At 66.5% G+C, this 26,225-nt stretch carries 23 protein-coding genes; 8 read left to right on the top strand and 15 right to left on the bottom strand.

The window, feature by feature from the left end; genetic code table 11:
- The first annotated feature begins 134 nt into the window (after window positions 1-134).
- A complete protein-coding gene (locus tag LuPra_RS02010) occupies window positions 135-1,163 on the top strand; it encodes a ligase-associated DNA damage response exonuclease (RefSeq protein WP_110169212.1) in 1,029 nt (342 codons plus the stop codon).
- Window positions 1,164-1,168: 5 nt separating this feature from the next.
- On the top strand, window positions 1,169-2,764 hold the full coding sequence (locus LuPra_RS02005) for an ATP-dependent DNA ligase (RefSeq protein ID WP_110169211.1): 1,596 nt from the start codon (window positions 1,169-1,171) through the stop codon (window positions 2,762-2,764).
- Between the two features lie 87 nt (window positions 2,765-2,851).
- Here LuPra_RS02005 and LuPra_RS02000 read toward each other — a convergent pair whose 3' ends face one another.
- Window positions 2,852-3,442 (bottom strand): YceI family protein, encoded by a 591-nt coding sequence (locus tag LuPra_RS02000; RefSeq protein WP_110169210.1) that lies wholly within the window; start codon window positions 3,440-3,442, stop codon window positions 2,852-2,854.
- A 163-nt stretch (window positions 3,443-3,605) separates the two neighbouring features.
- On the bottom strand, window positions 3,606-4,103 hold the full coding sequence (locus tag LuPra_RS01995; RefSeq protein WP_110169209.1) for a GAF domain-containing protein: 498 nt from the start codon (window positions 4,101-4,103) through the stop codon (window positions 3,606-3,608).
- 175 nt (window positions 4,104-4,278) lie between these two features.
- Between LuPra_RS01995 and LuPra_RS01990 the strand changes: the two genes are divergently transcribed.
- The 5 genes from LuPra_RS01990 (at window position 4,279) to LuPra_RS01970 (ending at window position 10,114) form a co-directional block, all read left to right on the top strand.
- A complete protein-coding gene (locus LuPra_RS01990; RefSeq protein WP_110169208.1) occupies window positions 4,279-5,514 on the top strand; it encodes an efflux RND transporter periplasmic adaptor subunit in 1,236 nt (411 codons plus the stop codon).
- A complete protein-coding gene (locus LuPra_RS01985; protein WP_110169207.1) occupies window positions 5,511-6,215 on the top strand; it encodes an ABC transporter ATP-binding protein in 705 nt (234 codons plus the stop codon). The genes LuPra_RS01990 and LuPra_RS01985 overlap by 4 nt, the downstream gene beginning before the upstream one ends.
- The gene (locus tag LuPra_RS01980) at window positions 6,212-7,366 is read left to right on the top strand and encodes an ABC transporter permease (RefSeq protein ID WP_110169206.1); all 1,155 of its coding nucleotides are present in this window, start codon (window positions 6,212-6,214) and stop codon (window positions 7,364-7,366) included. The genes LuPra_RS01985 and LuPra_RS01980 overlap by 4 nt, the downstream gene beginning before the upstream one ends.
- Before the next feature lie 5 nt (window positions 7,367-7,371).
- Window positions 7,372-8,559: an ABC transporter permease gene (locus tag LuPra_RS01975; RefSeq protein ID WP_110174480.1), complete on the top strand. Its 1,188-nt coding sequence runs from the start codon at window positions 7,372-7,374 to the stop codon at window positions 8,557-8,559.
- Between the two features lie 448 nt (window positions 8,560-9,007).
- The gene (locus LuPra_RS01970) at window positions 9,008-10,114 is read left to right on the top strand and encodes a YncE family protein (protein WP_110169205.1); all 1,107 of its coding nucleotides are present in this window, start codon (window positions 9,008-9,010) and stop codon (window positions 10,112-10,114) included.
- Between the two features lie 154 nt (window positions 10,115-10,268).
- Here LuPra_RS01970 and LuPra_RS01965 read toward each other — a convergent pair whose 3' ends face one another.
- Window positions 10,269-13,550, bottom strand: coding sequence for a TonB-dependent receptor (locus LuPra_RS01965; protein ID WP_110169204.1), 3,282 nt, complete (start codon window positions 13,548-13,550; stop codon window positions 10,269-10,271).
- A gap of 129 nt (window positions 13,551-13,679) precedes the next feature.
- Here LuPra_RS01965 and LuPra_RS01960 point away from each other — a divergent pair, with 129 nt between their 5' ends.
- Window positions 13,680-14,909 carry an ornithine cyclodeaminase, nickel-pincer nucleotide-dependent gene (locus LuPra_RS01960; protein WP_110174479.1) on the top strand — a complete coding sequence of 410 codons (1,230 nt, stop codon included), beginning with the start codon at window positions 13,680-13,682 and terminating at the stop codon, window positions 14,907-14,909.
- Window positions 14,910-15,036: 127 nt separating this feature from the next.
- Here LuPra_RS01960 and LuPra_RS01955 read toward each other — a convergent pair whose 3' ends face one another.
- From LuPra_RS01955 to LuPra_RS01900, 12 genes are all read right to left on the bottom strand, one after another.
- Window positions 15,037-15,303, bottom strand: coding sequence for a ubiquitin carboxyl-terminal hydrolase 14 (locus LuPra_RS01955; RefSeq protein WP_110169203.1), 267 nt, complete (start codon window positions 15,301-15,303; stop codon window positions 15,037-15,039).
- Entirely contained in the window at window positions 15,278-16,681 is a 1,404-nt protein-coding gene (locus tag LuPra_RS01950) for a sensor histidine kinase (RefSeq protein ID WP_110169202.1), read from the bottom strand. The genes LuPra_RS01955 and LuPra_RS01950 overlap by 26 nt, the downstream gene beginning before the upstream one ends.
- Window position 16,682: 1 nt before the next feature.
- A complete protein-coding gene (locus tag LuPra_RS01945; RefSeq protein ID WP_110169201.1) occupies window positions 16,683-18,368 on the bottom strand; it encodes an NAD(P)/FAD-dependent oxidoreductase in 1,686 nt (561 codons plus the stop codon).
- Between the two features lie 65 nt (window positions 18,369-18,433).
- Window positions 18,434-18,859: a PEP-CTERM sorting domain-containing protein gene (locus LuPra_RS01940; protein WP_110169200.1), complete on the bottom strand. Its 426-nt coding sequence runs from the start codon at window positions 18,857-18,859 to the stop codon at window positions 18,434-18,436.
- Between the two features lie 92 nt (window positions 18,860-18,951).
- Window positions 18,952-19,248 (bottom strand): cytochrome C oxidase subunit IV family protein, encoded by a 297-nt coding sequence (locus LuPra_RS01935; protein WP_110169199.1) that lies wholly within the window; start codon window positions 19,246-19,248, stop codon window positions 18,952-18,954.
- Window positions 19,249-19,500: 252 nt separating this feature from the next.
- Window positions 19,501-20,157, bottom strand: a complete 657-nt coding sequence (locus LuPra_RS01930) for a cytochrome c oxidase subunit 3 (RefSeq protein WP_110169198.1) — start codon at window positions 20,155-20,157, stop codon at window positions 19,501-19,503.
- A gap of 1 nt (window position 20,158) precedes the next feature.
- Window positions 20,159-21,805: a cytochrome c oxidase subunit I gene (gene ctaD, locus LuPra_RS01925; RefSeq protein ID WP_110169197.1), complete on the bottom strand. Its 1,647-nt coding sequence runs from the start codon at window positions 21,803-21,805 to the stop codon at window positions 20,159-20,161.
- Between the two features lie 9 nt (window positions 21,806-21,814).
- Window positions 21,815-22,801, bottom strand: coding sequence for a cytochrome c oxidase subunit II (coxB, locus tag LuPra_RS01920; RefSeq protein ID WP_110169196.1), 987 nt, complete (start codon window positions 22,799-22,801; stop codon window positions 21,815-21,817).
- A 10-nt stretch (window positions 22,802-22,811) separates the two neighbouring features.
- Window positions 22,812-23,705 carry an SCO family protein gene (locus LuPra_RS01915; RefSeq protein WP_110169195.1) on the bottom strand — a complete coding sequence of 298 codons (894 nt, stop codon included), beginning with the start codon at window positions 23,703-23,705 and terminating at the stop codon, window positions 22,812-22,814.
- 73 nt (window positions 23,706-23,778) lie between these two features.
- Window positions 23,779-24,342 carry a hypothetical protein gene (locus LuPra_RS32770; RefSeq protein WP_201792173.1) on the bottom strand — a complete coding sequence of 188 codons (564 nt, stop codon included), beginning with the start codon at window positions 24,340-24,342 and terminating at the stop codon, window positions 23,779-23,781.
- Entirely contained in the window at window positions 24,332-25,519 is a 1,188-nt protein-coding gene (locus LuPra_RS01905; RefSeq protein WP_110169194.1) for a hypothetical protein, read from the bottom strand. Before LuPra_RS01905 ends, LuPra_RS32770 begins: the two co-directional genes overlap by 11 nt.
- Window positions 25,512-26,225, bottom strand: a complete 714-nt coding sequence (locus LuPra_RS01900; RefSeq protein ID WP_234800680.1) for a c-type cytochrome — start codon at window positions 26,223-26,225, stop codon at window positions 25,512-25,514. The genes LuPra_RS01905 and LuPra_RS01900 overlap by 8 nt, the downstream gene beginning before the upstream one ends.

Here is a 26,225-nt window from a genome sequence, read left to right as displayed (position 1 = left end):
TCGACCTGTGGTGCCCGTCGACCTGACTTGTCCGCCGTAGCCGTGGCGGAGGTGGAAGGCTTCGGCTACGAAGACCCGCGGCCAGGTGTAGGCGTCGAGCTTGTTCGACGCGCGTGAGGCATCAGGCATCAGGCATGACCAATATGCTGCGCGCCACCGCCGACGGCCTCTTCTGCCCAGCGGGCCCATTCCACATCGATCCGGCTGGACCGGTCGACCTCGCCATCCTGACCCACGCGCATGCCGACCATGCGCGCCCGGGCTCGTCTCGCTACGTCTGCGCCGTACCCGGCCTGCCGGTACTGCGACGACGCCTCGGACCGGACGTGGCGATCGACGGCTGGACGTACGGCGAGAGGCAACGCATCGGCGACGTGGACGTCTCGTTGCACCCGGCGGGACACGTGGCTGGTTCGGCACAGGTGCGCGTGCACGACGGACGCGAGACGTGGGTCGTGTCGGGTGACTACAAACGCCAGCCCGACCCGACCTGCACGCCATTCGAGATCGTGCCGTGCGACACGTTCGTGAGTGAAGCGACCTTCGCGCTCCCGATCTATCGATGGCCGCCGGTCGAGGACGTGACCGCCGACCTGCGCACGTGGATCTCCGGCAACCGCGAGGCGGGTCGTCCCACGGTGCTCTACGCCTACAGCCTCGGCAAGGCACAGCGGGTGCTCGCCTTGCTCTGCGACAGCGGCCGGGCTCGGAGAGCCGGCCCTACCTTCTCGCTGGACGAGCCTGCGCTCGTGCACGGTGCCGTGGCGGGCATGGTCGATGCGTACCGGGATGCTGGAACGCCGCTGCCCGACGTCGAGGCCGTCCTCGACGAGACCAGGGGCGCGGCGACGCGCGGGCGGGTGATCATCGCGCCGCCGTCCGCGATCAACACGCCATGGCTGAAGCGGTTTCCCGATGCGGCCACCGCGATGCTGTCAGGCTGGATGCGCGTCAGGGGCGCCCGGCGGTGGAAGGGCGTGGATCGGGGCTTCGTGCTCTCCGACCATGCCGACTGGCCGGCGCTGCTCGACACGATCGAAGCAACCGGCGCGCGGCGGGTGCTCGCGACGCACGGGTACGCCGACGTGCTCGCACGCGCGTGTGCGGAGCGCGGCCTCGATGCCGGTGTGATCGACGCCTGCGTGCACGGCGAGGAGGCGTAAGCCGAGTGCAACGCTTCTCCGCACTCTACGCCACACTCGACCGCACGTTGTCCACCAACGCCAAGGTGGCGGCTCTCGAGGCCTACTTCAGGGAGGCGCCACCGCAGGACGCCGCGTGGACGGTCTTCTTCCTGGCGGGCCGGCGCCTGTTGCGGCTGTTGCCGACGAAGCTGCTGCGCGAGTGGACGCAGGACACGACGGGCATCGCGCCATGGCTGCTCCACGAGTCGTACGCGGCGGTCGGGGATTTCGCCGAGACGCTGGCGCTGCTCCTCGATGGCGTGCCCGCGGAGGGTGACGAGCGCACCGTCCCGCTGCACGTCTGGATCGAGGAGCGGCTCGAGGGCCTGCGTGCGAAGCCGCCCGACGCGCAACGCGAGGATGTCGTGCGCTGGTGGCGCGCCTTGCCGTCGTTCGAGCGGTACCTGCTCAACAAGCTGCTGACCGGTGAGATGCGGGTCGGAGTCTCGCAGACGCTGGTGGTTCGGGCGCTGGCGGCAGTCGCAGGCGTCGGAACCGACGTCATGACCCTCCGGCTGATGGGCCAGTGGAGCCCATCGGCGCAGGCGTTCGCTGCGCTGATGGCGCCAGATGGATTGGCCGACGAGACGTCGCGGCCTTACCCGTTCTGCCTGGCGTACCCGCTGGAGCAGGGCGTGGAGTCGCTCGGGCCTCGTGCGGACTGGCAGGCAGAGTGGAAATGGGACGGCATTCGCGCGCAGCTGATCAGACGCGCCGGCCACACCTACCTCTGGTCGCGCGGTGAAGAAGTGATCACGGCACGGTTCCCCGAGGTCGTCTCGGCAGCGGCGGCGCTTCCCGATGGCACAGTGCTCGACGGCGAGGTGCTCGCGTGGGACGGCGATGGGCCCCTGCCCTTCGCGCGGCTGCAGCTCCGCATCGGCCGCCAGAATCTCACCCGGCAGGCCCTGGCCAGTGCCCCTGCCGCATTCATGGCGTACGACCTGCTCGAGGACGACGGCCGCGACGTGCGTGCGATGCCCTTGGCGGAACGGCGGCTCCGCCTCGAGGCACTCATCGCGCGGCATGCTCCGGGCCTGCGGCTGTCGCCCATCGTCACGGAACCCGACTGGGAGGCACTCGGCACGCTGCGGCAGGAGTCACGGACGCGAGGCGTCGAAGGCTACATGCTCAAGCGACTCGACTCGGCATACGGCACCGGACGCCGCAAGGGCGACTGGTGGAAATGGAAGGTCGACCCCTTCTCGGTCGATGCAGTGCTGGTGTACGCGCAGCCGGGTAACGGCCGGCGGGCGACGCTGTTCACCGACTACACGTTCGCGCTGTGGAAGGACGGTGAACTGGTCCCGGTGGCGAAGGCCTACTCGGGACTCTCGAACGAGGAAATCGAACAGGTGGATCGCTGGGTGCGGGCGAACACGCTCGAGAAGTTCGGGCCGGTGCGTCGCGTCACTCCGGCGCTGGTGTTCGAGGTCGCGTTCGAGAACGTCCAGCGATCGACCCGCCACAAGAGCGGCGTCGCCGTCCGCTTCCCCCGCATCGCGCGCTGGCGCAAGGACAAGGGGGCACAGGACGCCGACCACATCCAGGCCTTGATCGATCTCATAAGGGCCACGTAATGCCCATCGGCCATCGGCCTTCGGCCTTCGAAGATTCAGCGTTCGGCGTTCAGCGTTCAGCGTTCAGCGTTCAGCGTTCAGCGTTCGTCACGATGTCTGTTTGATCAGCTCCAGCTCGATCGTGACCTTGACGTCGTCGCCGACGACGTAGCCACCGCCGTCCATCGTGCGGCTCCAGCTGACACCGAAGTCGTGACGGTTGAGCGTGGTGGTCGCAGTGGCGCCCACGCGCTGGCTTCCCTGGGCGTTCACCGGAGCGGTGGGGCCCTCGACGTCGAGCACGACTTCCTTCGTCTTGCCGCGCATCGTCAGGTCGCCGATCAGCTTGAACTTGCCCGGGCCGACGACTTCGGCTCGCTTGCTCTTGAAGGTGATCGTCGGGAAGCCGGCTGCGTCGAAGAAGTCCGGAGTCTTGAGGTGCGCGTCGCGCTTCTCGTTGTCGGTCGTGATGGTGGTCGCGTCGATGGTCGTGTCCACCTGCGCGGCGGCGACGTTCTGGCCGTCGTACACGATGGTACCCTCGACCTTGCCGAAGCGGCCGTGGACGTTGCTGACCATCATGTGCTTGACGGTGAACGAGGCGCTCGAGTGCGCGCTGTCGATTTTCCAGGTCTGCGCGGTGGCAGGGAGGGCGGCGACAACAAGGGCGGCGCCGGCAAGGACGAGGCGGCTGAACATGGGAGGGCTCCTGAGACTGCAACCGGTGCCCAACCGCCAGTGGGCGGAGGGTTCCCGGGACGGGTTTCCGATCGAGCCGGTTGCGACCGCGCCTGCGGCCTACCGGGTTGCCGTGTATACGCCGTACGGCAGATGCGCGTTACAACACGCATCCTAATACGTGTTACCACACGGAATCAAGTCCCGTCTGCTCCAGGATCCGGACCAGGCCCTCGAACCCCATCCGATCCGCTTCGGTGAACCGCCCTATCCGGGGACTATCCAGGTCCAGGACGCCAATCACACGCCCGGCGTGCCTGATCGGCACCACCAACTCGGATCGGGATGCCCCATCGCACGCGATGTGTCCGGGGAACGCATGCACATCCTCCACGAGCACCGACGCGCCGCGCGCGACCGCGGTGCCGCAGACGCCCTTGCCGACGGAAATACGCACACACGCCGGCTTGCCCTGGAACGGCCCGAGCACCAGTTCGTTCTCGCGCCGACGCAGGTAGAATCCAGCCCAGTTCAACTCAGGAGCGGTGTGCCAGATGAGCGCGGCAGCGTTGGCCAGGTTCGCAATCGCGTCGCGTTCGTCGCCGACCAGTGCCTCGAGCTGTGCACGCAATTCCGAGTAAAAGGCCTCAGGATCGGCGCTGAGCATGGGGACATGGACCATGTGTCCAGCATACCGATGAATCCCTGGTACGGAACTGGTCCAATCGTCATGTCAGATGTCCACCGGGTGCCGGCGTCGATTCACCGATGACGACGAACGGACGCGGACGGCTCGCGTATGAAAGCCACGTTGGAGCCGGCACGACGCCGCGCCGCCGACACCCTCGAGAAATTGCGTGAACGACCTCCGAACCGATCTCGCCGCCCTGAAACTCGACCGCGACAGCCGCGGCGCCGCGGTGCGCTCGCCAGGTCGCTGGGTGGCATTGGTGCTCGTCCTGCTGGCTGCCGGCGGTGGCTGGTGGTACTGGAACCGCCCCGTTATCGCCCATGTCAAGACGACAGCCGTCGTCGCCAGGGGCGGCGGAGCCGGTTCTCCCGATGACGCGGTGCTGAACGCGTCCGGGTACGTCACCGCTCGGCGGCGCGCAACCGTCTCCTCACGGATCACGGGCAAGGTGGTCTCGGTGCATGTCGAGGAAGGCATGGCCGTGAGGCAGGGACAGGTGCTCGCCCGCCTCGAGGACTCCACGGCACGCGCGATGCTGCAACTGGCCGAAGCGCAGCTCGCCTCGGCCCGCAACCAGTTGCTCGAGACGGAGGTGCGGATCCGCGAGGCCGAACTCGCGCTCGGCCGCCAGCAGCGGCTCGAGAAGGAAGGCGTCGTGCCGGCAGCCGATCTGGACACGGCCAACGCCCAGGTCGATGCGCTGCGCGCGCGATTGCAGGCGGCACGTACCGACGTCAACGTCGCCGAGCAGCAGGTGGCCCTGCGCCACACCGACATGGACGACACGGTCATCCGTGCGCCGTTCAGCGGCATGGCCGTCTCCAAGGACGCGCAGCCCGGGGAGATGATCTCGCCGGTGTCGGCCGGCGGCGGCTTCACCCGCACCGGCATCTGCACCATCGTCGACATGACCTCGCTCGAGATCGAGGTCGACGTCAACGAGAGCTACATCACGCGCGTGTCCGACCGGCAGCCGGTGCGCGCCGTCCTCGATGCGTATCCGGACTGGTCGGTTCCGGCGCACGTGATCACGACGGTGCCGACGGCCGATCGGCAGAAGGCAACCGTGCTGGTCCGCATCGGTTTCGACGCGCTCGACCCGCGCCTGTTGCCTGACATGGGCGTCAAGGTCACGTTCCTGAAAGCCGCCCCTGTGGCGTCGGAAACCGCCCAGGCACCGACGCTCTGGGTGCCGACCGGCGCCGTCCGCCGCGAGGGTGGCGCCGCGCCCTTCGTCTTCGTCGCTGCCGGCGGCCGCGCAGTGCGCCGTTCGATCCAGGTCGGCCGCACCAGCGGCACCGACACCCAGGTCACGAGCGGCATCGCGGCCGGCGATCGCGTCATCGTCGATGCTCCCGCCACGCTCGCGGACGGCTCGTCCATCGAGGAAGCCAGACCATGAATGCTCCCACCTCCGCCGCATCGCTCGTGAAGGTCCGACAGCTGCAGAAAACCTATCGTCGCGGCAGCGAGCGCATCGAGGTGCTGCAAGGGGTCGACCTGGAAATCGCGCAGGGCGAGTTCCTCGCGCTGATGGGACCGTCGGGTTCCGGCAAGACCACCCTGCTGAACCTGCTCGGCGGCCTGGATCAACCGACCGGCGGCAGCATCGACATCGGTGGCGAGCGGATCGATCAGCTGTCGTCGGGCGCGCTGGCCCGTTGGCGCGCGTCGCACATCGGCTTCGTGTTCCAGCTGTACAACCTGCTGCCGGTGCTGACCGCACAGCGCAACGTGGAACTGCCGCTGCTGCTCACGCGGCTGTCCGCGGCCGAGCGACGCAAGCGTGCCAGCATCGCGCTGTCGGTGGTCGGGCTCGGCGATCGAGCGAGGCACTACCCGCGGCAGCTGTCAGGCGGCCAGGAACAGCGCGTCGGTATTGCCCGTGCCATCGTCACGGACCCCACCCTGCTGCTCTGCGACGAGCCGACCGGCGACCTCGATCGCAAGGCAGGCGACGAGATCCTCGAACTGCTCAAGGCGCTCAACCGTGACCACGGCAAGACGATTGTGATGGTCACGCACGACCCGCACGCGGCCGCCTGCGCGTCGCGCCTGGTGCACCTCGAGAAGGGGCAGCTCGTGACAGAGGTGACGGCATGAAATTCCTGCCGCTCGTCTGGCGCAGCCTGATGCGCCGCAAGTTGCGGACGCTGTTCACGGCGCTGTCGATCGTCGTCGCCTTCGTGCTGTTCGGCGCGTTGATGGCGCTCAAGGCGGCGTTCAGTTTGGGCGTGGACCTCGCCGGACAGGATCGGCTGGTGATGATCCAGAAGGTCTCGTTCATCCAGCCGCTGCCGCGCAGCTATCAGGGCCGGATTGCGGCCAGCCCCGGGGTGACGACGGTCACGCATCAGAGCTGGTTCGGCGGCATCTACCAGGACCCGAAGAACTTCTTCGCGCAGTTCGCGGTGGAGCCGGAGCCATTTCTGCAGATGTACCCCGCGTTCGTGCTCTCCGCCGATCGCAAGCAAGCGTGGTATGCCAATCGCACAGGCGCCATCGTCGGTCGCTCCCTCGCGGACCGGTTCGGCTGGAAGGTCGGTGATCGCGTGCCGCTCCAGGCGACGATCTTCCGTAAGCCAGACGAATCACCCTGGACGTTTACCATCGAGGGCATCTACGAGGCGGGTGCGCAGGGCACCGACACGACCCAGTTCCTCTTCCACTATGACTACCTGAACGAGACACGCACCATCCTCAAGGACGAGGTCGGGTGGTACGTCATCCGTGTGAGCGATCCGCAACAGTCCGATGCGGTGGCGGGTCGGCTCGACGCCATGTTCGCCAACTCCTCGGCGGAGACCAAGACGTCCACCGAGAAGGCCTTCGTGCAGGCGTTCGCCAAGCAGATCGGCGACATCGGCAGCATCCTGATGGCCATCCTCGCGGCGGTGCTGTTCACCATGCTGCTGGTTGCCGCCAACACCATGGGACAGGCCGTCCGCGAGCGCACCAACGAACTGGCGGTGATGAAGACGCTCGGCTTCACCGATGGCCAACTGCTCGGCCTCGTGTTGCTGGAGTCGGTGCTGCTGGCACTGGTGGGCGGCGGCACGGGACTGTTCCTGGCGTGGGCGATCACGCAGCGCGGCGATCCCACGGGCGGGCTGCTGCCGGCGCTCGTCCTGCCCACACGCGACCTCGTGCTCGGGGTCGGTCTCATCCTGCTGGTGGGCGTGGCGGCCGGTGTGCTCCCTGCCTGGCAGGCCAGCCGGCTCCGCATTGTCGATGCGCTTCGGCGCCAGGGGTGATCATCATGCAGGCACTGTCCCAGATACTTGCCATCACCCTGGTCAACATCCGCAGCATCCCGCAACGCCTCGGCTCGTCGGTCGTCGCCATCGTCGGCATCGCGGGCGTGGTCGTCGTGTTCGTCTCGGTGCTGTCGATCGCGCAGGGCTTCCGTGCCGCCATGACGACGGCCGGTGACCCGCGCACCGCGATCGTCCTGCGCTCGGGCACAGACTCGGAGATGTCGAGCGGCCTGTCGCGCGAGCAGACGCAGATCGTGAAGGACGCGCCAGGCCTGACACGAGGAGCGGACGGGCCGATTGCGTCGGCCGAGCTGTTCGTCATCGTCAATCATCCGAAACGATCGACGGGGACCGACGCCAACGTGCCGCTCCGGGGTGTCGAGTCGGGCGCCTTCGCCGTGCGCCCTCGTCTCAAGCTCGTGGAGGGCCGACGATTCGAGCCGGGCCGAAACGAGATCATCGTCGGACGTGCTGCCGCCGGCCAGTTCGCCGGGCTCGCGGTAGGCAACGACGTCCGCTGGGGGGAGAACGCCTGGAAAGTCGTCGGCATCTTCGAGGCCGACGGGGCCATCTCCGAATCAGAGCTCTGGTGCGACGCGAAGGTCCTGCAGGGCGCGTACAGACGGGGTGACTCGTTCCAGTCCGTGTACGTCCAGCTCGAGCGCGAGGACTCGCTGGAGTCGTTCAGGACAGCACTGGCCGGCGATCCGCGGCTCAATGTGATGGTGGAGCGTGAGACGGACTACCTCGCCGCCCAGTCGACCGTGCTCCAGACGCTGATCAGGACGGTCGGCTTCGTCGTCGCGGCCCTGATGGCGATCGGCGCGGTGTTTGGCGCCATCAACACGATGTACAACGCGGTGGCCAGTCGCACGCGCGAGATCGCCACGCTGCGGGCACTCGGCTTCGGGGCCCTTTCGATTGTCACGTCGGTGATGGCCGAGTCGGCAGTCCTCGCCCTGCTCGGCGGCGTGCTCGGCGGCGTCCTCGCCTGGGTGCTCTTCGACGGCTACCGTACGTCGACGATGAACTTCCAGTCGTTCAGCCAGGTGGCGTTCGCGTTCCGCGTGACGCCGACGCTGCTCGTGCAGGGTCTCGTCTGCGCCCTGGTGATGGGACTGATCGGCGGTATCCTCCCCGCCATCCGCGCCGCGCGCCTCCCGATCGTCAACGCGCTGCGGGAGTTGTAGCCGCCGGACTTGTCCGGCGGTCACCGCGCGTCGGACAAGTCCGACGCCTACACACCGGCCTTCGGCAATCGGCCGTCGGCCTTCGCGACTGCGTTCGGCGTTCGACGTTCGGCGTTCTTTGGGTAGGGCCGGCTCTCCTTGGGCGCCGAAGCGCGATGCGCGAAGGTGGCCGAGCCCGGCCCATCGTTCGACCTTCGCTTCGGCGTTCGGCGTTCGCGCCATGCGCGTCGACCTGAAGGTCGACGCCTACAGTCTATCTTCCGCTGGAGAGAGCCCTCAGACGGAAGGTTCTTGCGATGGGTAACGACGACTCGTAGCGGTCGACCTTCAGGTCGACCGTCGATGCCGAGGTCGACGGCAAGTGCTGCCGCGTCGGCGTTCGGCGTTCAGCGTTCGACGTTCTGTCAAAATGCCGCCTTGGACTATCATCCGCGCACCGGGAGGCCCCATGAAGCGACGTGAGTTCCTGGCCACGACCGGCGCGGTCGCCGCGGCATCTCTTGCCGGACTGGCCGCGGCGCCGGCACGACAACGACTCCTCTATATCGCCCAGCCGGGCATCAGGAACTACCAGCAGTACGGCGGCGTCGGCGTGCTGGTCTACGACATCGACCGTGACTACGCGTTCGTGAGGCGCATCCCCACGTGGGCCGCAGCGCCGGGCAAGGAAGTCGAGAACGTGAAGGGTGTGGCGGCGAGCGCGGCGACCGGACGCCTCTGGGTCACCACGATCAGCCGCCTGCTCTGCATCGATCTCGCGACCGACACGATCGCGTGGGACGTCGCGCCCGCCGGCGGTTGCGACCGGCTGTCGGCATCGCCAGACGGCCGCACACTCTACGTGCCGTCCTTCGAGGGCCCGCACTGGAACGTCATCGACGGACTGACGGGCGAGACGCGCACCTCGATCATCGTCAACTCCGGAGCGCACAACACGCTCTATGCGCCGGACGGCGCGCGCGTGTACCTGGCAGGCCTCAAGTCGCCGTACCTGAACGTCGCTGATTCAGCCACGCATGCCGTGACGAGCAAGGTCGGCCCGTTCTCGGCGTCCATCCGACCGTTCACCGTCGACGCCGCGCGCGGGCTGGCCTACGTCAACGTCAACGAACGACTCGGGTTCGAAATTGGCGACCTTCGGACCGGTGCGGTGCTGCACAAGGTCGACGTCACCGGCTACCAGAAGGGCCCGGTCGCGCGACACGCCTGCCCGAGCCACGGCATCGGCGTCACACCGGACGGCAAGGAAATCTGGCTCTGCGACGGCCACAACCTTGCGATGCACGTATTCGACGCGACGGTGATGCCGCCGAAGCAGATCGCAACCGTCAAGGTGCGCGATCAGCCAGGCTGGATCACCTTCAGCCTTGACGGCCGCCACGCCTGGCCGTCGACGGGCGAAGTCGTCGACGTGAAGACGAAGCAGATCGTCAAGAGCCTGCAGGACGAGACAGGCCGCCAGATCGGCAGCGAGAAACTGCTCGAGATAGACGTCGAGGGAACCAAGCCGGTGGCCGCCGGAAACTCCTTCGGCGTGGGTGTGCGGAGTTCCTGAACCAGCAAGTTCCGTCGACCTGAAGGTCGACGACTACGAAAAACCCCATCGGAAAAGAAAGGCCTTCAAGGACTTGAATCCCTGAAGGCCTTTCCCCTTCGTCCTTCGATTCTGCCTTTCCGTCTTTTCGCCCTTTTCGCCCTTCTTCCTTTTCCTAGAAGAAGTACTTGGCGACGAGCTGAATGACCCGGGGGTCACCGATCGTGCTGGTGATCGTACCGAACGTCTGGTTCTGGATGTTGCGATCCGGCGGACCGAAGTTCGGGTGGTTCAGCAGGTTGTACGCCTCGCCGCGCACCTGGATGTACTGGCGCCCGAAGGTGACGAACCGCTTGGACAGCGAGAAGTCCACGTTCCAGTACTTCGGGGCGCGCGCGACACCAACGCCTGCGTTGCCGAATGTGCCGAGCGCGGGCGACTGGAACGCCGATCGGTTTAACCACATGTTGATGTTCTGATCGGCCGGGACGGGATCGCCGATCAGGTCCGGGAATGGCACAGCCCTGGTCGTTTGGAGTGACGGATTGGCCGCAGTGGTGCCGTCCTGCACCGTGATCGGGTACCCGGAGTGCGCCGTGAAGGCGAAGCTGGCGTCCCAGCCTCCGACCACCCAGTCGAGCGGCTTGCTGATCGACGAGCCATGGGCGCGGTCGCGGCCAAACGGCACCTGGTAGCTGCCCGCCATCGAAAAGATGTGCCTGGCGTCGAAGAACGCCGGGCCGTAGTTGGCCTCGATGTCGTAGCTGTTGACCGGGTAGGCGCTTTCCGCCGCCACGCCGCCCGAACCGTAGTACCCGAGGTTGTTCGAATTGGCCCGGCCCAGGGTGTAGTTGGCCACGAAATCGAGACCTGCGGTCAGGCGCTGCCGGAACGTCGTCTGCAGTGAGTGGTAGTCACTGCGGCCGCGCGACGCCGTGGTGCTGATGCTGTTGATCAGCGGGTTGAAGACGAACAGGGGGCGACGCTGCTGCAGCGGGAGCCACGTGCTCGCGGGACCGGTACCGGGGAGAGCCTGGTTGCCATCGATCGGCGTCACCAGGTGGGTCGACTTGTTGCCGACGTAGCCGATGTTGATCGAGGCGCGCGATGTCAGCAGGTACTCAGCAAAGGCGTTCCACTGCTGGGTGAACTGCGGCCGCAGGTTCGGGTCCCACGCCCTCAGCTGGCCCGAGGGCCGGTCGAGCGCCTGCAGGCCTTCGAAGCCGGTCGAGATCGTGCCGGACGGACCGCTCGGGCCGACCCAGTCAACCTGCGACTCGAAGAAGAACGGGGGGTTCAGCGGCAGGCGCAGGTTCGCGCCGGTGCCTTCCATGTACTGGGTGATGCCGTAGCCGCCGCGGAAGACCCACTTCTCCCCGGCCCTGTAAGCGGCGCCGAGACGCGGCTCCCAGCCGTTGTAATACGGCTCATACAGGGCACGGCTGTTGCCGTTCTGTCCGGCAAGCAGCTGCTCGGCATTGGTCAGGTCGAAGTTGGCCTGGCGATCGTCCTTCTCAACCAGCGGCGACGTGTAGCCCCATCGCATGGCGAGGTTCAACGTCAGGTTGTCGGTGATCTTGTAGTCGTCGGCCACATAGAGCGCGGTGCGATCCTGCAGCTGCGTCCACGCGTCGGTGAGCGAACCGCGGCCCTTGCTCGAGACGTAGTCGAGCAGGAAGTCGGCAAACGGGGCGCCACCCGTGCTGGCGCCCACTGCGCGGGTGAATGTGCCGCCGTAGCCGATGTAGCCCAACACGCCGTTGTTGCCGGCGTAGTAGCGCTCCATCACGTAATGGTTCCACGACCCGCCGAACTTCAGCGTGTGCCGGCCCTTCAGCCAGGTGAGACGCTCGTTGATCTGCAACACGCCGTTGTTGGTGTTGCTCGCGCCGCCGAGCGTGCCGATGTTGGTCACGTTGTTGCCCATGAGAACTTGGGTGAGACCGGGTATCGGCTGACTGCCACCGATGCCAAGCTGGTTGTTCAACGACCCGAGTCCACGCAGATCAAGTGGCACGTTGTTGAACGAGTTGTCGTTGTACCCGACGAGTAGGTCATTGACGATGTTGGCCCCGAAGATGCGGTTCCAGTTGCCGGCCACGCTCCAGAACGGGTTTTCGCTGATCGACCCGTACAGCAACGGCATGGCCGTCTCTTCGGTCTCGGACAAGTGCGTCTGCTTCGAGTAGCGCACGTAGATCTTGTCATTGGTCGACGCGTTCCAGTCGATCTTGGCGTCGAACTGGTTCGTCCGCTCGGAGGACGCGGCCTTGCCGAGGTAGTTGTTGCGGAAGTCCGACATCGCGCGCGTGACATTGGCCCGCGGGTACAGGGCCTCGTTCGCGAGCAGGTTCCGGGCGAACTGGCTGAACCGGCTCGTCGGGATCTGGTTGTTCGGGAACGGCTGGTTCGTGAGCGGATCGTAGATGACGATGCCCGGCAGCAGGCTGCTCAGGTCGCCGTTGCGCCACGGATCCGGGATGACGGTCGTGAACGAGTCGGCAGGCGGGGCCTCCTGCCGTCCGCCCTGGTAGTCGGCGAAGAAGAACAGCTTGCCCTTCGCGATCGGGCCGCCGACGGTGCCGCCGAAGATGTCGCGCGAGAACTCGGACTTCCGGCCGCCGGCCCTATTGGTCGCCCACGGCGTCGCCGCGAGTTCGTTGTCGCGCCAGTAGTAGAAGCCGTTGCCGCTGACGCTGTTGGTCCCAGACTTGAGCACCATGTTGATGATGGCGCCGGCGACGTTGCCCTGCTCGGGCGAGTAGTTGTTCGTCTCGACGCTGACCTGCTCCACCGCGTCCGGGCTCGGCTGGTAGGCAATCAGGTTGTCGATGGCGTCGTTCATGTCCACGCCGTCGAGCATGAAGTTGTTGGCCTGCTCGCGCTGCCCGTTGACGAACGGACGTCCGCCGCCCGTGTTCTTCAGGCTGTTGAACGACGATGGATTCGGCGTGGTCACACCGCTCGTGTACAGCGCTGCTGTTGACAGGTTGCGTCCCTGAATCGGCAGCTTCTCCACCTGCTCGCGGTCCAACTTGCCGCCGACGACGGCGTTCTCGGTCTGCAGGATGGCGCTGGTGGCGGTCACCTCGACCGACTCCGTGAGACTCCCGACCTCGAGCGCGGCGTCGATACGTGCCGTCTGGCCAGCCGAAAGCGAGGCACTGACGGTCACGGCCTTGAAGCCCTGCAACTCGACCTTCACCTGGTAGGTGCCGATCGGCAGGGCGTTGATGGTGTAGACGCCCGCCTCGTTGCTCACACCCGTGTACGGCACGCTGGTTGCCGTGTTGGTCGCCGTGACCATGACACCTGGCACTGCTGCGCCCTGGGTATCCGTGACGATGCCGGTGATGGTTGCCAGGCCCGACTGTGCCCACGCCGCCGCGTTCGTGGCGGCGACAAGACATAGCGCGATTAGCAATCGCGTCCCGGATCCGCTGAAGAATCCACTCATACGCGTGACCCCCTGTTGTGACTGAACGATGACGAAGGGTAGTGAAGACTCGACAGAACTTCAAGCCGCGCGGTGTGAGCCGGCCGATATGAGATGGGATTTTCCGCGCCGTTGACCTACTCTGCCGTCATGAAGGGCGAGACCGCCGTCGTCGTCGAAGCGCACGGACACCTGATCGACTCCGGATTATTGAATACGATCTTCGATGCGGTGATCGCGCACGAAGGCGCATTCGAGGTGCAAAAGTTCGAGATCGGTCGCACCAACAACGACGTCTCCGAGCTCGTTCTTCGGGTTTCTGCATTTTCGTCCGAGCAGTTGGATCGCATTCTCGAGGCGTTGTTGCCGCTCGGATGCGCCCCGGTCGTGCAAACCGACGCCGTTGTCCGAGAGGCGGACATGGACGGCGCCGTGCCGGAAGATTTCTACTCGACGACCAATCACCGCACGACCGTGCGCGTCGACGGTCGATGGCTCGATGTCCAGCAGCAACGCATGGACGCCATCGTCGTCGTCAGCGCGGACAACGCGCGCGCGACCTGCCGCAAGCTGCGCGACGTCCGCCGCGGCGACCGGGTGGTCTGCGGCACCGACGGCATCCGCATCGTCCCCGAGTTCCAGGAGCGCGATCGGCAGCACTTCGCCTTCATGGCCAACGACATCTCGTCGGAGCGGCGCGTGGAAGCCACCGTGGCGCGCATCGCCCACGTGATGCGCGACGTGCGGGCGCGCGGCGGACGCATCGTGTTCGTGGCCGGTCCGGTGGTGGTGCACACCGGTGGCGCTCCCTATTTCTCCGAGCTGATTCGAACCGGCTGGGTGGACGCGCTGCTGGCCGGCAACGCGATCGCGGTGCACGACATCGAGTCGTGCTTCTTCGGGACCTCCCTCGGTGTGGACCTCGCCCAGGGCGTGCCGGTCCACGAGGGACACAAGCACCACATGAAAGCGATCAACCGGGTCAACCGCGCCGGCGGCATCGTCCCGGCCGTCGAGTCCGGGGTACTCACGAGCGGCGTGATGTACGACCTGGTCACGCACCGGGTGCCCTTCGTGCTCGCCGGCAGCATCCGCGACGACGGGCCGCTGCGCGACACGGTGATGGACCTCATCGAGGCGCAGGAGCGCTATGCGGCGCTGCTCGAAGGCGCCGGCCTGGTGGTGATGCTCTCGTCGATGCTGCATGCCATCGGCGTCGGCAACATGCTGCCGTCATGGGTCAAGGTCGTGTGCGTCGACATCAACCCCGCCGTCGTCACCAAGCTATCCGATCGCGGCTCTGCGCAGACGGTAGGCGTTGTCACCGACGTCGGCCTGTTCCTCAAGCAGCTCGCGCTGCAACTTGCGCCGGGCGGCTAAACAGCTTCAGGTCTCAGGACTCAGGTCTCAGGAGTCAGGACTCAGGTCTCAGGCAACCACACCCTCAATGTCGATCTTCCTTGAGACCTGAGACTTGAGACTTGAGACTTGAGATCGGCGGTAGCAGCTACGCCTCGTCGAAGAACTCCTCGTCGGCGTAGCACCAGGCCCAGTGTTCGCCGCGCTCGAGCGAGCGCACGAGCGGATGCTGCGTATCGTGGAAGTGCTGCGTCGCGTGCTTGTTTCTCGACGAATCGCAGCAACCGACGTGACCGCACACGAGGCACAGGCGCAGGTGCACCCATGTGTCGCCGCTCTTCAGGCACTCCTCGCAGCCATTGTTGCGCGGGGACGGATGCGTGTCCTGGTCACGATGCCGGCACGTGATCGCCACTGGCGTTCTCCTCGTTTGCGACGCTTCCAATCGGCAACCGCACCTGCATCACCGTATCCCCGGGTTCCGAATGCAACACGCGGACCGCCCCCTGGTGCCGCTGGGCGATGCCGCGGACGATGTCGAGGCCGAGGCCGGTGCCTTCGCCCTGCGGCTTGGTGGTGAAGAACGGCTCGAATACCTGGCGCTGGATCTCCTTCGGGATGCCTGGTCCGCTGTCACCGATCTGGACCACGAGCGTCTCATTGTCACGGGCAGCCCGAACGCGCAGCGTGCCGCTCTCCTGCATGGCGTCGAGGGCGTTGTCGATCAGGTTGGTCCACATCTGGGTCAACTCGCCTGCGTTGGCCTGGATCGACGGCAGGTCTTCCTGGTAGTCCCGCTCGACGGTCACGCCGTGCTTCAGCCGCGGCGTGAACACCGTCAGCGTCCGATCGAGGCTCGAGCGCACGTCCACCGTCTGGGTCGGCGCCTGGTCGCGGTAGGCGTACTCCTTGATCGCCCCGACAAGATCGGCAATGCGCGTCGTCGCCTTCTCGATGTCGTCGACGAGCGACCGGGCCCGCCACGCCATTGTGATCCGCACCAGCAGGGACGCGACCTCACTCTGGGGGATGCCTGCGACAAGTTGCGTGACCTCGTTGGCGTCCAGGCCGGCATCGGCAAGCGCGGTCAATGCATCCCGGGGAACATCGAGGCCGGCCGATTTCGACCACTGGCGCAAGCCGCGTTCGCGATCCGACCGGTCGAGCGGATCGCCCGGCGTGTCGGTCACCATCAGCCGCTCGGCCAGCGACGACGCCGCGGCACCCGCCGCGTGCGCCTGCAACTCGGTGAGCAGCGTACAGAGCTGTGCGGCCGCCCGCTGCACCGCGGACGCCGGATTATTGAGCTCGTGCGCGAGGCCTGCCGAGAGCTTCCCGAGCGCCATCAGCTTCTCGCGGTGGGTCTCGTGGACCGCGAACTCCCGGATGCGGTCGGCCATCATCCACACGAGCCGCTCGGCCACCGACGGCAACTCGCGCAACAGGTCTGGAAAATGCCGCTTGTGCAGGAACGCGACGCGGCTGGGTCGTGTCGCCCGGGCGGTCGCGCGCAGGACGGTCATCCGCGAGTACGGCAGCAAGCCCGACACGTCGCCCTCGTGCACGAAGAGGAAGGGCTCGTTCGTGCCCGAGACCACGACCTGGAGCTCGCCAGAAAGCATCGCGATCATGCGGTCTGCCACCGCCCCCACCTCGAACAGGGTGTGGCCCACCTCGAAGTGGGCCTCCTCCATCCGCTCCGCGAGCCATTGCCGCTGTGCGTCGTCCAACCCGTCGAAGACACGAACGCGACGCAAGGCGTCGACGAGCGGCTCGGCTTGCGGATCACTCATGTCACTTCCCCGCGAGGTACTGGTGCACGAACTGGATGGCCACGGCCCCCTCACCCACACCCGACGCCACCCGCTTCACCGAACCGCAGCGGACGTCACCGGCCGCAAACACGCCGGGCACGCACGTCTCGAGCAGCCAGGGCTCCCTGGAACGAGGCCAGCCCTTGACGCGTGTCGTCCCGTCGATGCGCGGCAGGTCCGGACCCGTGCGGATGTAGCCATGAGCATCGCGCGCAACGACGTCGCCGAGCCACTCCGTATCGGGGGCCGCGCCGATCATCACGTAGAGGGAGGTCGCCTCCACCTTGCGCCGGCCCTCGCCGCTTGGTGACGCGAGTTCGAGGCAGCGGAGGCGGTCGTCGCCATCGGCGCCGACCACGCAGGTGTTGGTCGACACCTCGATCTTGTCGTGCGCCTCGATGTTCCGGATCAGGTATTCGGACATCGAGGCGGCCAGGTCCGGCCCACGCACGAGCATCACGACCTTGTGGGCGTACTCAGCGAAGTTGAGCGCCGCCTGGCCCGCGGAGTTCGCACCGCCGACGATGTGCACCGTCTCGTCCTGGCAGGTGCGCGCCTCGGCCATCGAGGCGCCGTAGTAGACACCGGCCCCTGTGAACCGATCGAGGTCGTCGACGCCGGAGAGCTTGCGCCACTGCACGCCCATCGCGAGGACGACCGTGTCGGCCTGGACCTTGCTGCCATCGGCGAAGGTCAGGACCTTGTACTCGTTGTCGACGTCCAGGGCGGTCACCGCCTGCGGACTCACGATCTCGACCTTGAACCGGCGCGCCTGCGTCACCGCTCGATTGGCAAGATCACGCCCCGAGAGGCCTTCCGGAAATCCGAGGTAATTCTCGATGCGGGCGCTGAGACCCGCCTGCCCGCCAGGCGCATCGCGATCGAGCAGCAACGTCTTCAGGCCTTCGGATGCGCCGTAGACGCTCGACGTCAGGCCGGCAGGACCGGCGCCCACCACCACGAGGTGGTACCGCTCGAACTCGGCGCGCGTCTGCAAGTGCACGTGCCGGGCCAGGTCCGTCGTCGTCGGATGCTCGAGCCGCTGGCCGTCCTCGGTCACCACGAACGGCAGCGGCGGCATCGTGTTGCCCGCCATGGTCCGCAGGGCTTCCTGGCCTTCGGCGGTGGCCGTGTCGTGGTAGTGGAAGGGCACCCGGTTACGCGAGAGGAACTCTCGCAGTTCGTAGCACTGTTTCGACCAACGATCACCGAACAGTTCGGTGAGGTGGCTCTCGGCGCGGAACTCGGCGCGCCAGACGGCCAGGAGATCGTCGATCGGCGAGAAAAGTTCGGTCGGGTTCCAGGGCTTGGTGAGGTACAGATCCAGTCGCGCCCGGTTCACGCCGCGGATCGCCACGTCGGTGTCGGCGTAGGCGGTGAGCAGGACTCGCTTGGTGTCTGGCGAGATCTCGCGGACCTTCGTGAGCAGGTCGACACCGCTCATCCCCGGCATGCGCTCATCCGAGAGGACCAGCGCAATCGGTTGCCGGCGCCCCTGCAGGCGGCCGATCAGGTCGATCGCCGCCGTCCCCGAACCGGTGGCCATGACCTCGTACTGACGGTCCACAGGGATGTCGTCATCGTCGTAGTGCTGGCGCAGGTCGCGTTCGAGCGCCGCGCGCACCGCGGGATCGTCGTCAACGGCAAGAAGGACTGGAGTGGGCATGTGGGGACAGGTCCCCACATGCTACCGCGCCGGTGTGGCTGGCCCACCCGTTCGGCGGGGAGGCCTCAAACACGGGTACCGGGTACCGGGTACCGGGTACCGGGTACCGGGATTCGCCGAAGGTAGCGTCGGGCTGTCCCAGCCCGACGTGACCGTCCAATCGATCTTTCGACGGTCAGCGGTCGACGGCGCCGGATGCCAATCACCGCCGACCCGTTCGCCGCGAGGAGCCACGTCGCCGGTTCCGGCACGGCCGTGGACGTCTGGCGCACGATGACCTCGAACGTCTCGTCGTCGAGCGCGCCCAACGCCCCAGGGCTGCTTCCGCCGAGCACCGCGAGAGTGCCCCCGTACGTGCCTGGAAGGGCGGCGGGGCTGATGTTCACACGGAGCATCAGCACCGGACCGACGCTGGCGCCCGCGGCCAACGTCGGAGGGACGTTCAGCAGGAAGGGCGAGTCGTCCACCGTCAACTGCGGACTCGCCGTCACCGAGTCTCCGGTCAGGCCGGGGTGCCCAGACGCACGAAAGGCCGGCTTTCGCCGGCCCTCCAGACTTCATTCTTCGCCGAAGCGCTCTGCCGCTAGCGCCCAGCGACGCCGAGCATGTTTCGGCTGAGGTAGTCGGTCATCGTGTAGAGAATCATGATGCCGAGAAACAGAAAGCCGACCCCGGCAGTGACCTGCACCAGTTTCGGGCTGTACTTCACTTCCATGAAGATCAGGATGACCAGCAACGCCTTGGTCACGGCCACCACCATGGCCACCGGCAGGTTGAAATACCCGAGGTTCAGGCGCGAGACGAGCACCGTGGCGACTGTGAGCACCATGAGGGCGGCGAAGACGGCGAAGAGCTGCGACTTGGGAGCGACGTGGGACATTGGTAATGCCTGATGCCTGATGCCTGATGCCTGATGGAACGCCTAACGCTTGACGCTTGACGCTTGACGCCTGAGAGCTGACGCTACCGCCGACCTCAGGTCCGCCGTTGTCGCCGTCGACCTTCAGGTCGACGGTCAGTGCTAAATCGACCGCCGGACAAGTCCGGCGGCTTCATCTCCAGGTTCCCGAATCTCGTTTCCCGTTTCCCGTTTCCCGTTTCCCGTTTCCCGTTTCCCGTTTCCCGACTCCCGTCACATCAGATACAACAGCGGGAACAGGAAAATCCAGACGATGTCGACGAAGTGCCAGTAGAGCCCGAAGAGCTCGATCGGCGTATACCAGGCGGGACCGAACTTGCCGCGGGCGGCCATCACGATCAGCGGCACGAGCACGAAGCCGCCGAAGATCATGTGCGTGGCGTGCAGGCCGGTCATCCCGAAGTAGAGCGAGAAGTAGATCTCCGCGCCGTTCTTCAGGGTTGCGTCGTGGAACTGGAAGTGTGCGCCCGGCACGAGGTGATGGGTGAACTTCTCCGAGTACTCGATCACCTTCACGCCGAGGAAGACACTCCCGAGCAGCAGCGTCAGGATGAGGAACATCACCAGCTGCGACTTCTCGCCCGTCTTGCTGGCACGCACCGCTAGCGCCATCGTCAGCGAGCTGCCGATGAGGACCGCGGTGTTGAAGAGGCCGAGCCACACGTTGAGCTCGTGGCTCGCCTCATGGAACGAGGCGTTGTACATCCACCGGTAGAGGATGTACGTCATGAAGAAACCGCCGAAGAACAGCACTTCGGTGACCAGGAACCACCACATCCCGAGCGTGCTGGCGTTCTGCTGCTGCTCGAGGGTGTCGAAATGGTGCTGCAGCGCCGGGTGATGCGCGGCGTGCGCGGTCGAGTGGCTCACCTCAGTGCTCCTCGGGGGCGTAGTAGTACGCCGGCTTGGTCACGATCGGCGTGACCTCGAAATTCGCGGTCGGCGGGGGGGACGTGGTCTCCCACTCGAGTCCGTAGGCGCCCCACGGGTTCGGCCCGGCTGGCCGTCCCCTGAACGCGGCATAGGTCAGGTAGATCAGCGGCAGAAAGAGCCCGATGGCCAGGATCGACGCGCCCGCGGAGGACAGGACGTTCAGCACCTGCCACGACAGTTCCTCGGCCGGGTACGCGTGGTACCGGCGCGGCATGCCCATGTAGCCCAGGACGAACTGCGGGAAGAAGGTCAGGTTGAAGCCGACGAAGACGATTACCGCCGACGTCTTGGCCCACGGCTCGGAGTAGAGCTTGCCCGTGATCTTCGGCCACCAGTAGTGCAGGCCGCCGAGATAGGCCAGCAACGTCCCGCCCACCATCACGTAATGGAAGTGCGCCACGACGAAGTACGTGTCGTGGACGTGGATGTCCAGGCCGATGGCCGCCAGGAACAGCCCCGTGAGGCCGCCGATGGTGAACAGGCCGATGAACCCGATCGCGTACAGCATCGGCGAGTCCAGCAGCACCGAGCCACGATACAGCGTCGCCGTCCAGTTGAACACCTTGATGGCCGAGGGGATGGCCACCAGGAAGCTCAGGAACGAGAACGTCACCGCCGCCAGCACGGACTGGCTCGTCGTGAACATGTGATGGCCCCACACCAGGAAGCCGATCAGCGCGATGCCCAGGCTGGCCATCGCGACCATCTTGTAGCCGAACACCGGCTTGCGGGAGAACGCCGCGACAATCTCGCTGATCACGCCCATCCCGGGCAGCACCATGATGTAGACGGCCGGGTGCGAGTAGAACCAGAACAGGTGCTGGAACAGCACCGGGTCGCCGCCGAGGTCCGGGTTGAAGAATCCGAGGCGGAGCGTGCGCTCGAGCACGACCATCATCAGGGTCACCGCCACGACCGGCGTGCCGAGCATCATGATCAGGCTCGTCGCGTAGTGCGACCAGATGAACAGCGGCAGTCGATCCCACGTCATTCCCGGGGCGCGCATCGTGTGGATGGTGACGATGAAGTTCAGGCCGGTGAAGATCGACGAGAAGCCGGCGACGAACGCGCCGAGCGCGGTCAGCACGACGTGCGAATTGGACGCCGCCGTGGAATACGGCGTGTAGAACGTCCAGCCCGTGTCCACGCCGCCCATGACCAGCACGGCGACGCCGAAGAGGCCGCCGGTCATGTAGAGATACCAGCTCGCCAGGTTGATGCGCGGGAACGCGAGGTCCTTGGCGCCGATCATCAGGGGCACCAGGAAGTTGCCGAGGATGGCGGGGATCGCCGGAATCAGGAAGAAGAACACCATCACCACGCCATGCGCGGTGAAGACCTTGTTGTAGGTCTCGGCCGAGAGCAGGTCGCCACGCGGCGTGGCGAGCTCCAGGCGGACGAGCATCGCGAAGATGCCGCCGACGAGGAAGAAGGTCGACACCGAGTACAGGTACAGCAGCGCGATGCGCTTGTGGTCCTTCGTGAAGAACCAGGACGCCGCGCCGTGTGTCGCGTTGAGGTAGTGCACGGCCGGCGTCGTGGGCGCCGACGATGAATCGAGTTCGTTGGTTCTGACTTCGTGCATGGCCGTGTCCTACTGCCTGCCCGCGGGGGCGGCACTCTCGTCCGTCGCCGGCGCGCCTTTGGCCGCCGGCTTCTCGAGCGACTTGATGTACGCGAGCAGCGTCACGAGGTTGTCCTCGCTGATCTGTCCCTGGTAGGCCGGCATGAGCGGCTGATAGCCCTGCACCACCTTCGCCTGCGGATTGAGGATCGATTCGCGCAGGTAGCTCTCATCGGCGATGACGGTCGTGCCGTTGGCCATCCGCTGCGGCTTGCCGAACACGCCGACGAGCGACGGCGCGCGACCCGAGCCGTCGTCGCGGTGGCAGGTCACGCAACCGAGCATGGCGAATTCCTGCTCGCCGCTCGAGGTCAGCGTCCCGGCCGGTGCGCCGCCGCTGAGCCACTGCTGGAACTCACGCGGCTCCATCGCGACGACCTTGCCGATCATGCCCGAGTGCTGGGTGCCGCAGTACTCCGCGCAGAACAGCTGGTAGGTGCCTGCCTTGCTCGCCTCGAACCACATCGTCGTGGTCTTGCCGGGTACGGCGTCGATCTTCTGGCGGAACGCCGGGATGTAGTAGGCGTGGATCACGTCCTCGGACGAGATCAGCAGCTTGACCGGCGTCCCCACCGGCACGTGCAACTGGTTGATCTCACGATGTCCGGTGAGGTGCTGCGCCTTCCACATCCAGCGCTTGCCGACGATGTAGACCTCCATCGCCTCGGCGGGCGGCTTGGCGAGCGCAAAGTACACGCTCGTGCCCCACACGAACATCACCATGGCGATGAGCAGCGGGATCGCGGTCCAGATGACCTCGAGCGCCGTGCTGCCGTGGATGTTCGCGCCCACGTCGTCGGCCTTGCGGCGACGGTACTTGACCGCGAGCGTCACGACGAGGCCCGCCACGACCACCGAGAAGAACAGGGTGACCGCGAGCATGAAGAAGTACAGGTTGTCGACGCGACCTGCCATCGTCGACGCCTGCGTGGGAAAGAGTGTGAAGGTGCCGCCCATATCCTTTGACTTACGCCTTGTGTGAAGCGCCCGGCGGCACACCCACCGGGGGAACGCCGTACAGGCCGCGGCGCTCGCGGCGCCGCAGGACCACCCAGCCCGCCACCATCGCGAGCACGAACAGCACGCCTGCGGTCCGCACGATCCGCATCGCCATCAGCCCGTACTTTCCCGTGGCCGGATCGTAGTGATAGCAATACAGCAGCACCGAATCGACCGGCGACCCGATCTTGCGGTCGGCTGCCTCGACGATGGCCAGGCGCAGGTCGCGTGGCGCGAAGTCGATGCCGAAGAGGTATCGCGCAATCCTGCCGTCGGGCGTCAGGATCGACAGCCCTGCGGCGTGCGCGTACTGATCAATGGTCTCGTCGTACGAATACGAGAAGCCCACCGTCTGCGCGAGGCGATCGATGTCCGCCTTGTGACCGGTGAGGAAGTGCCATGCGCCGGCGGTGTTCTCGCGGTCGTAGTGCGCGACGTAGGTCGCCTTCTTGGCCGCTGCCAGCCCGGGCCCCTCGCCCGGGTCGATGCTGACCACGACGACCTCGAACTCCTGCCCGGCGCTGAACTTGAGGCCCTTGAGCCCGGCGGTCATCCCCGACAGCACCTGCGTGCAGAGCATCGGGCATTCGTAGTACGCCAGCGCGAGCACGATCGGACGTCGGCCGAAGTAGTCGCCGAGACGCACGGACTTGCCGGTCTCGTCGACGAACGCGAGGTCGGCGGGCACCTGATCCCCGAGCCGCTGCGCGTAGGTGACGCCCTCGAGCGCCCTCGGTTTCTTGTCCGACGGGTCGCCCGGCTCGGACCGGATGGCACCCTGTCCGGCCACCGGCCACACGGCGGCCGTGACGACCAGGAGGGTCGCAAGCGCTGCGTGACGAAGGATGGCGAGTGCGTGCATCGTAAGTACCTGACTTCCTGAGTTCCTGTTTTCCTGCTCTCGGCCGGCTCGGAGAGCCGGCCCTACCGTTGTCCTAGTGCACGCCCGGCGGCGGCGCCGCGGGAGTCGTCGCGCCAGGGGCGGCCGGCGCCGGTGCAGCGGCCGCAGGTTCCGGGGCCGCAGCGGGGGCCGTTGTCGCCGGCAACCCTGCTTCGAGGATCAGTTGCTTGGCGCGTTCGATCGGCACGCGGACGACGCCAGCTTCCTTGTTGACCCAGCCGTACGTGGTCGTGGCGGCCAGTTGCTGGGCGCGAACGTCGCGCAGCCAGACTGGTTCGTTCGTGAGCATCTTCGGACCGGCGGGCAGGCGGCCACCAGCCTCGAGGGCGTTCGGCGCGTTCATCAACGGAGCGCCGGCGACGTCCACGCGACCGTAGCCCTTGTCGAGTTTCGACGCCGCCGCGTCGGCCGCACGCGCCCGGCGATCGAGCAGCCGGTAAGTGCCGTACATGGCCGTCGACACGACCAGCAGGATGATCACGAAGCCGATGGTGAGCTTGCCGATCCCCTCGAGGGAGATGTCGGTCGGCTCGTGGTTCAACGGCCCGGGTCCGTCGTCGCCGTGCGAGGTGCGGGGGTGATGGTGATCAGTGGCCATCGGCCAACGCCTCCGGAAGATACGGGTCGCCCACCGGCAGGACAGCCCGGCCCTTCAACAGGTAGCAGAAGGCGCCGACCCACAAGCCGAGCACCGCGAACACGGCGGCGATGTCCATCCAGTGCACGCCGAACGCGCCCTGCTTGACCCATGGCGCGATCAGCCAGAACACGTCCAGGAACCGCATGACGAGCATCAGGCACGCCACCGTGACCAGGCGACGCGTGATGCGCTTGGTGGAACGGAACAGCAGCAGCAGCCAGGGCAACACGAAGTGGCCCGCGACGAGGACCAGCGTCACGCCCTGCCAGCCGTCGCCGAAGCGGCGCAGGTAGTACGGAATCTCCTCGGGCAGGTTCGCCGACCAGACGATCAGGAACTGTGAATAGGCCAGGTACGCCCACAGCATGATGAAGGCGTAGAGCAGCGTGCCGTAGTCGTGGAAACGGTCCGTCGACAGCGCCTTGGCGACGTGGCCGTTGCTGTGCAGCAACGACGCGACGACGATCGAGAACGCGAGTGCCGTCAGTGCCATGCCGACGAGGAACCACAGCCCGAAGATCGTCGAGAACCAGTGCGGATCGAGCGACATCACCCAGTCGACCGAGGCGAACGTCACCGTGAGGCTGAGGATCAGGACGCCCGGCCCGCTGATCTTGTTGAAGCGATCGAGCGGGAAGTCCTGGCTGTCCTGCTGCGCCGACCATCGGCCCAGCATCACCGCCAGGAACGACCAGATGGCGAAGTAGCCGGCAGCGCGCAGGATGAAGCCGGCCTGATTCAGGTACGGCGCCTTGTGCAGCAGGATCGGGTCCGCGGCCACGACATCCGCGTGCGACCACTCGTAGAGGTCGTGAATGCCGAGGATGACGGGCAGGAACAGCACCGCCATCAGCGGGATGGTGCGGGCCGAGGCCTCGAACGTCCGGCGCAGCGCGAGACTCCAGCGACCGCCCGACAGGTGGTGGATCATCAGCAACGCGAGGCTGCCGATCGGGATCCCGAGCACGAATACGTACGCCAGCAGGTACGACTTGTAGAACTGGGCGTGGTCGCCGGCAAAGCCGACGGCCAGGCCGATGAGGCCGACCAGCCCCATCCCCAGCCCCACCTTCTGCATCGTGTCGATCTGCGGCGGCGCCTGGAAGTCCGCGGGGTTGAGAGTGGGCTCAGTCATGCGCGGCCCCTCCTCCATGGGACGCTTCGGCCGCCGGCGCCTTGCCGTCGAGTTCGCCGCGATGGTCGGCCGGCACATCCTCGATCGTGCCCGCCTGGCTGCGCTGCAGCACCCGGATGTAGGCGGCGATCGCCCAGCGATCCGCGGGCGCCACCTGCGCCGTGTAGTCCGGCATCTGGCCGAAGCCGTTCGTGATCACGTCGTAGAAGTAGCCGATCCCCATGTTCCGGAGCCGCGGGTCGTGATACGACGCCGGCCGTTTGTAGCCGCGCTGGACGACGGTGCCGTTGCCGTCGCCGAGCGGCGAGTGGCACGGCGCGCAGTAGATGTTGAAGCGCTGCTGGCCGCGGTCGAGGAGGGCCTTGTCGACCTTCACCTGCGCGGGCAGTTCCTGGATGATTTCGCCATCCCGCTTGCCGGTGTAGTAGACGTCGTCCTCGCGCAGGTTGCCGCGGGCGACCGTGCCTTCCGGGATCGGGCGCATCGCCCGCTTGTCGGCGAAGAAGTCGCTCTCCTCGAGCGCTTCGTAGCGCGGCGCGTCGTGCATGTCCTGGCGGCAGCCCGCGAGCAGGCCGCCGGCCAGCAGCAGCCCGCCCATGAGGGCGAACCGGCTGGTGCGGCCCTGCCGCGTGCGTCCGGAGGCGCACCCCACCTCGGGAGGGGCGGCTCCCCGAGCCGCCCGGACGATGTTCAGTGCGTGGGCCAT

Origin of the sequence: Luteitalea pratensis, assembly GCF_001618865.1 — a bacterium.
GTDB classification, from domain to species: domain Bacteria; phylum Acidobacteriota; class Vicinamibacteria; order Vicinamibacterales; family Vicinamibacteraceae; genus Luteitalea; species Luteitalea pratensis.
This window is presented reverse-complemented; position numbering and strand designations above follow the sequence as displayed.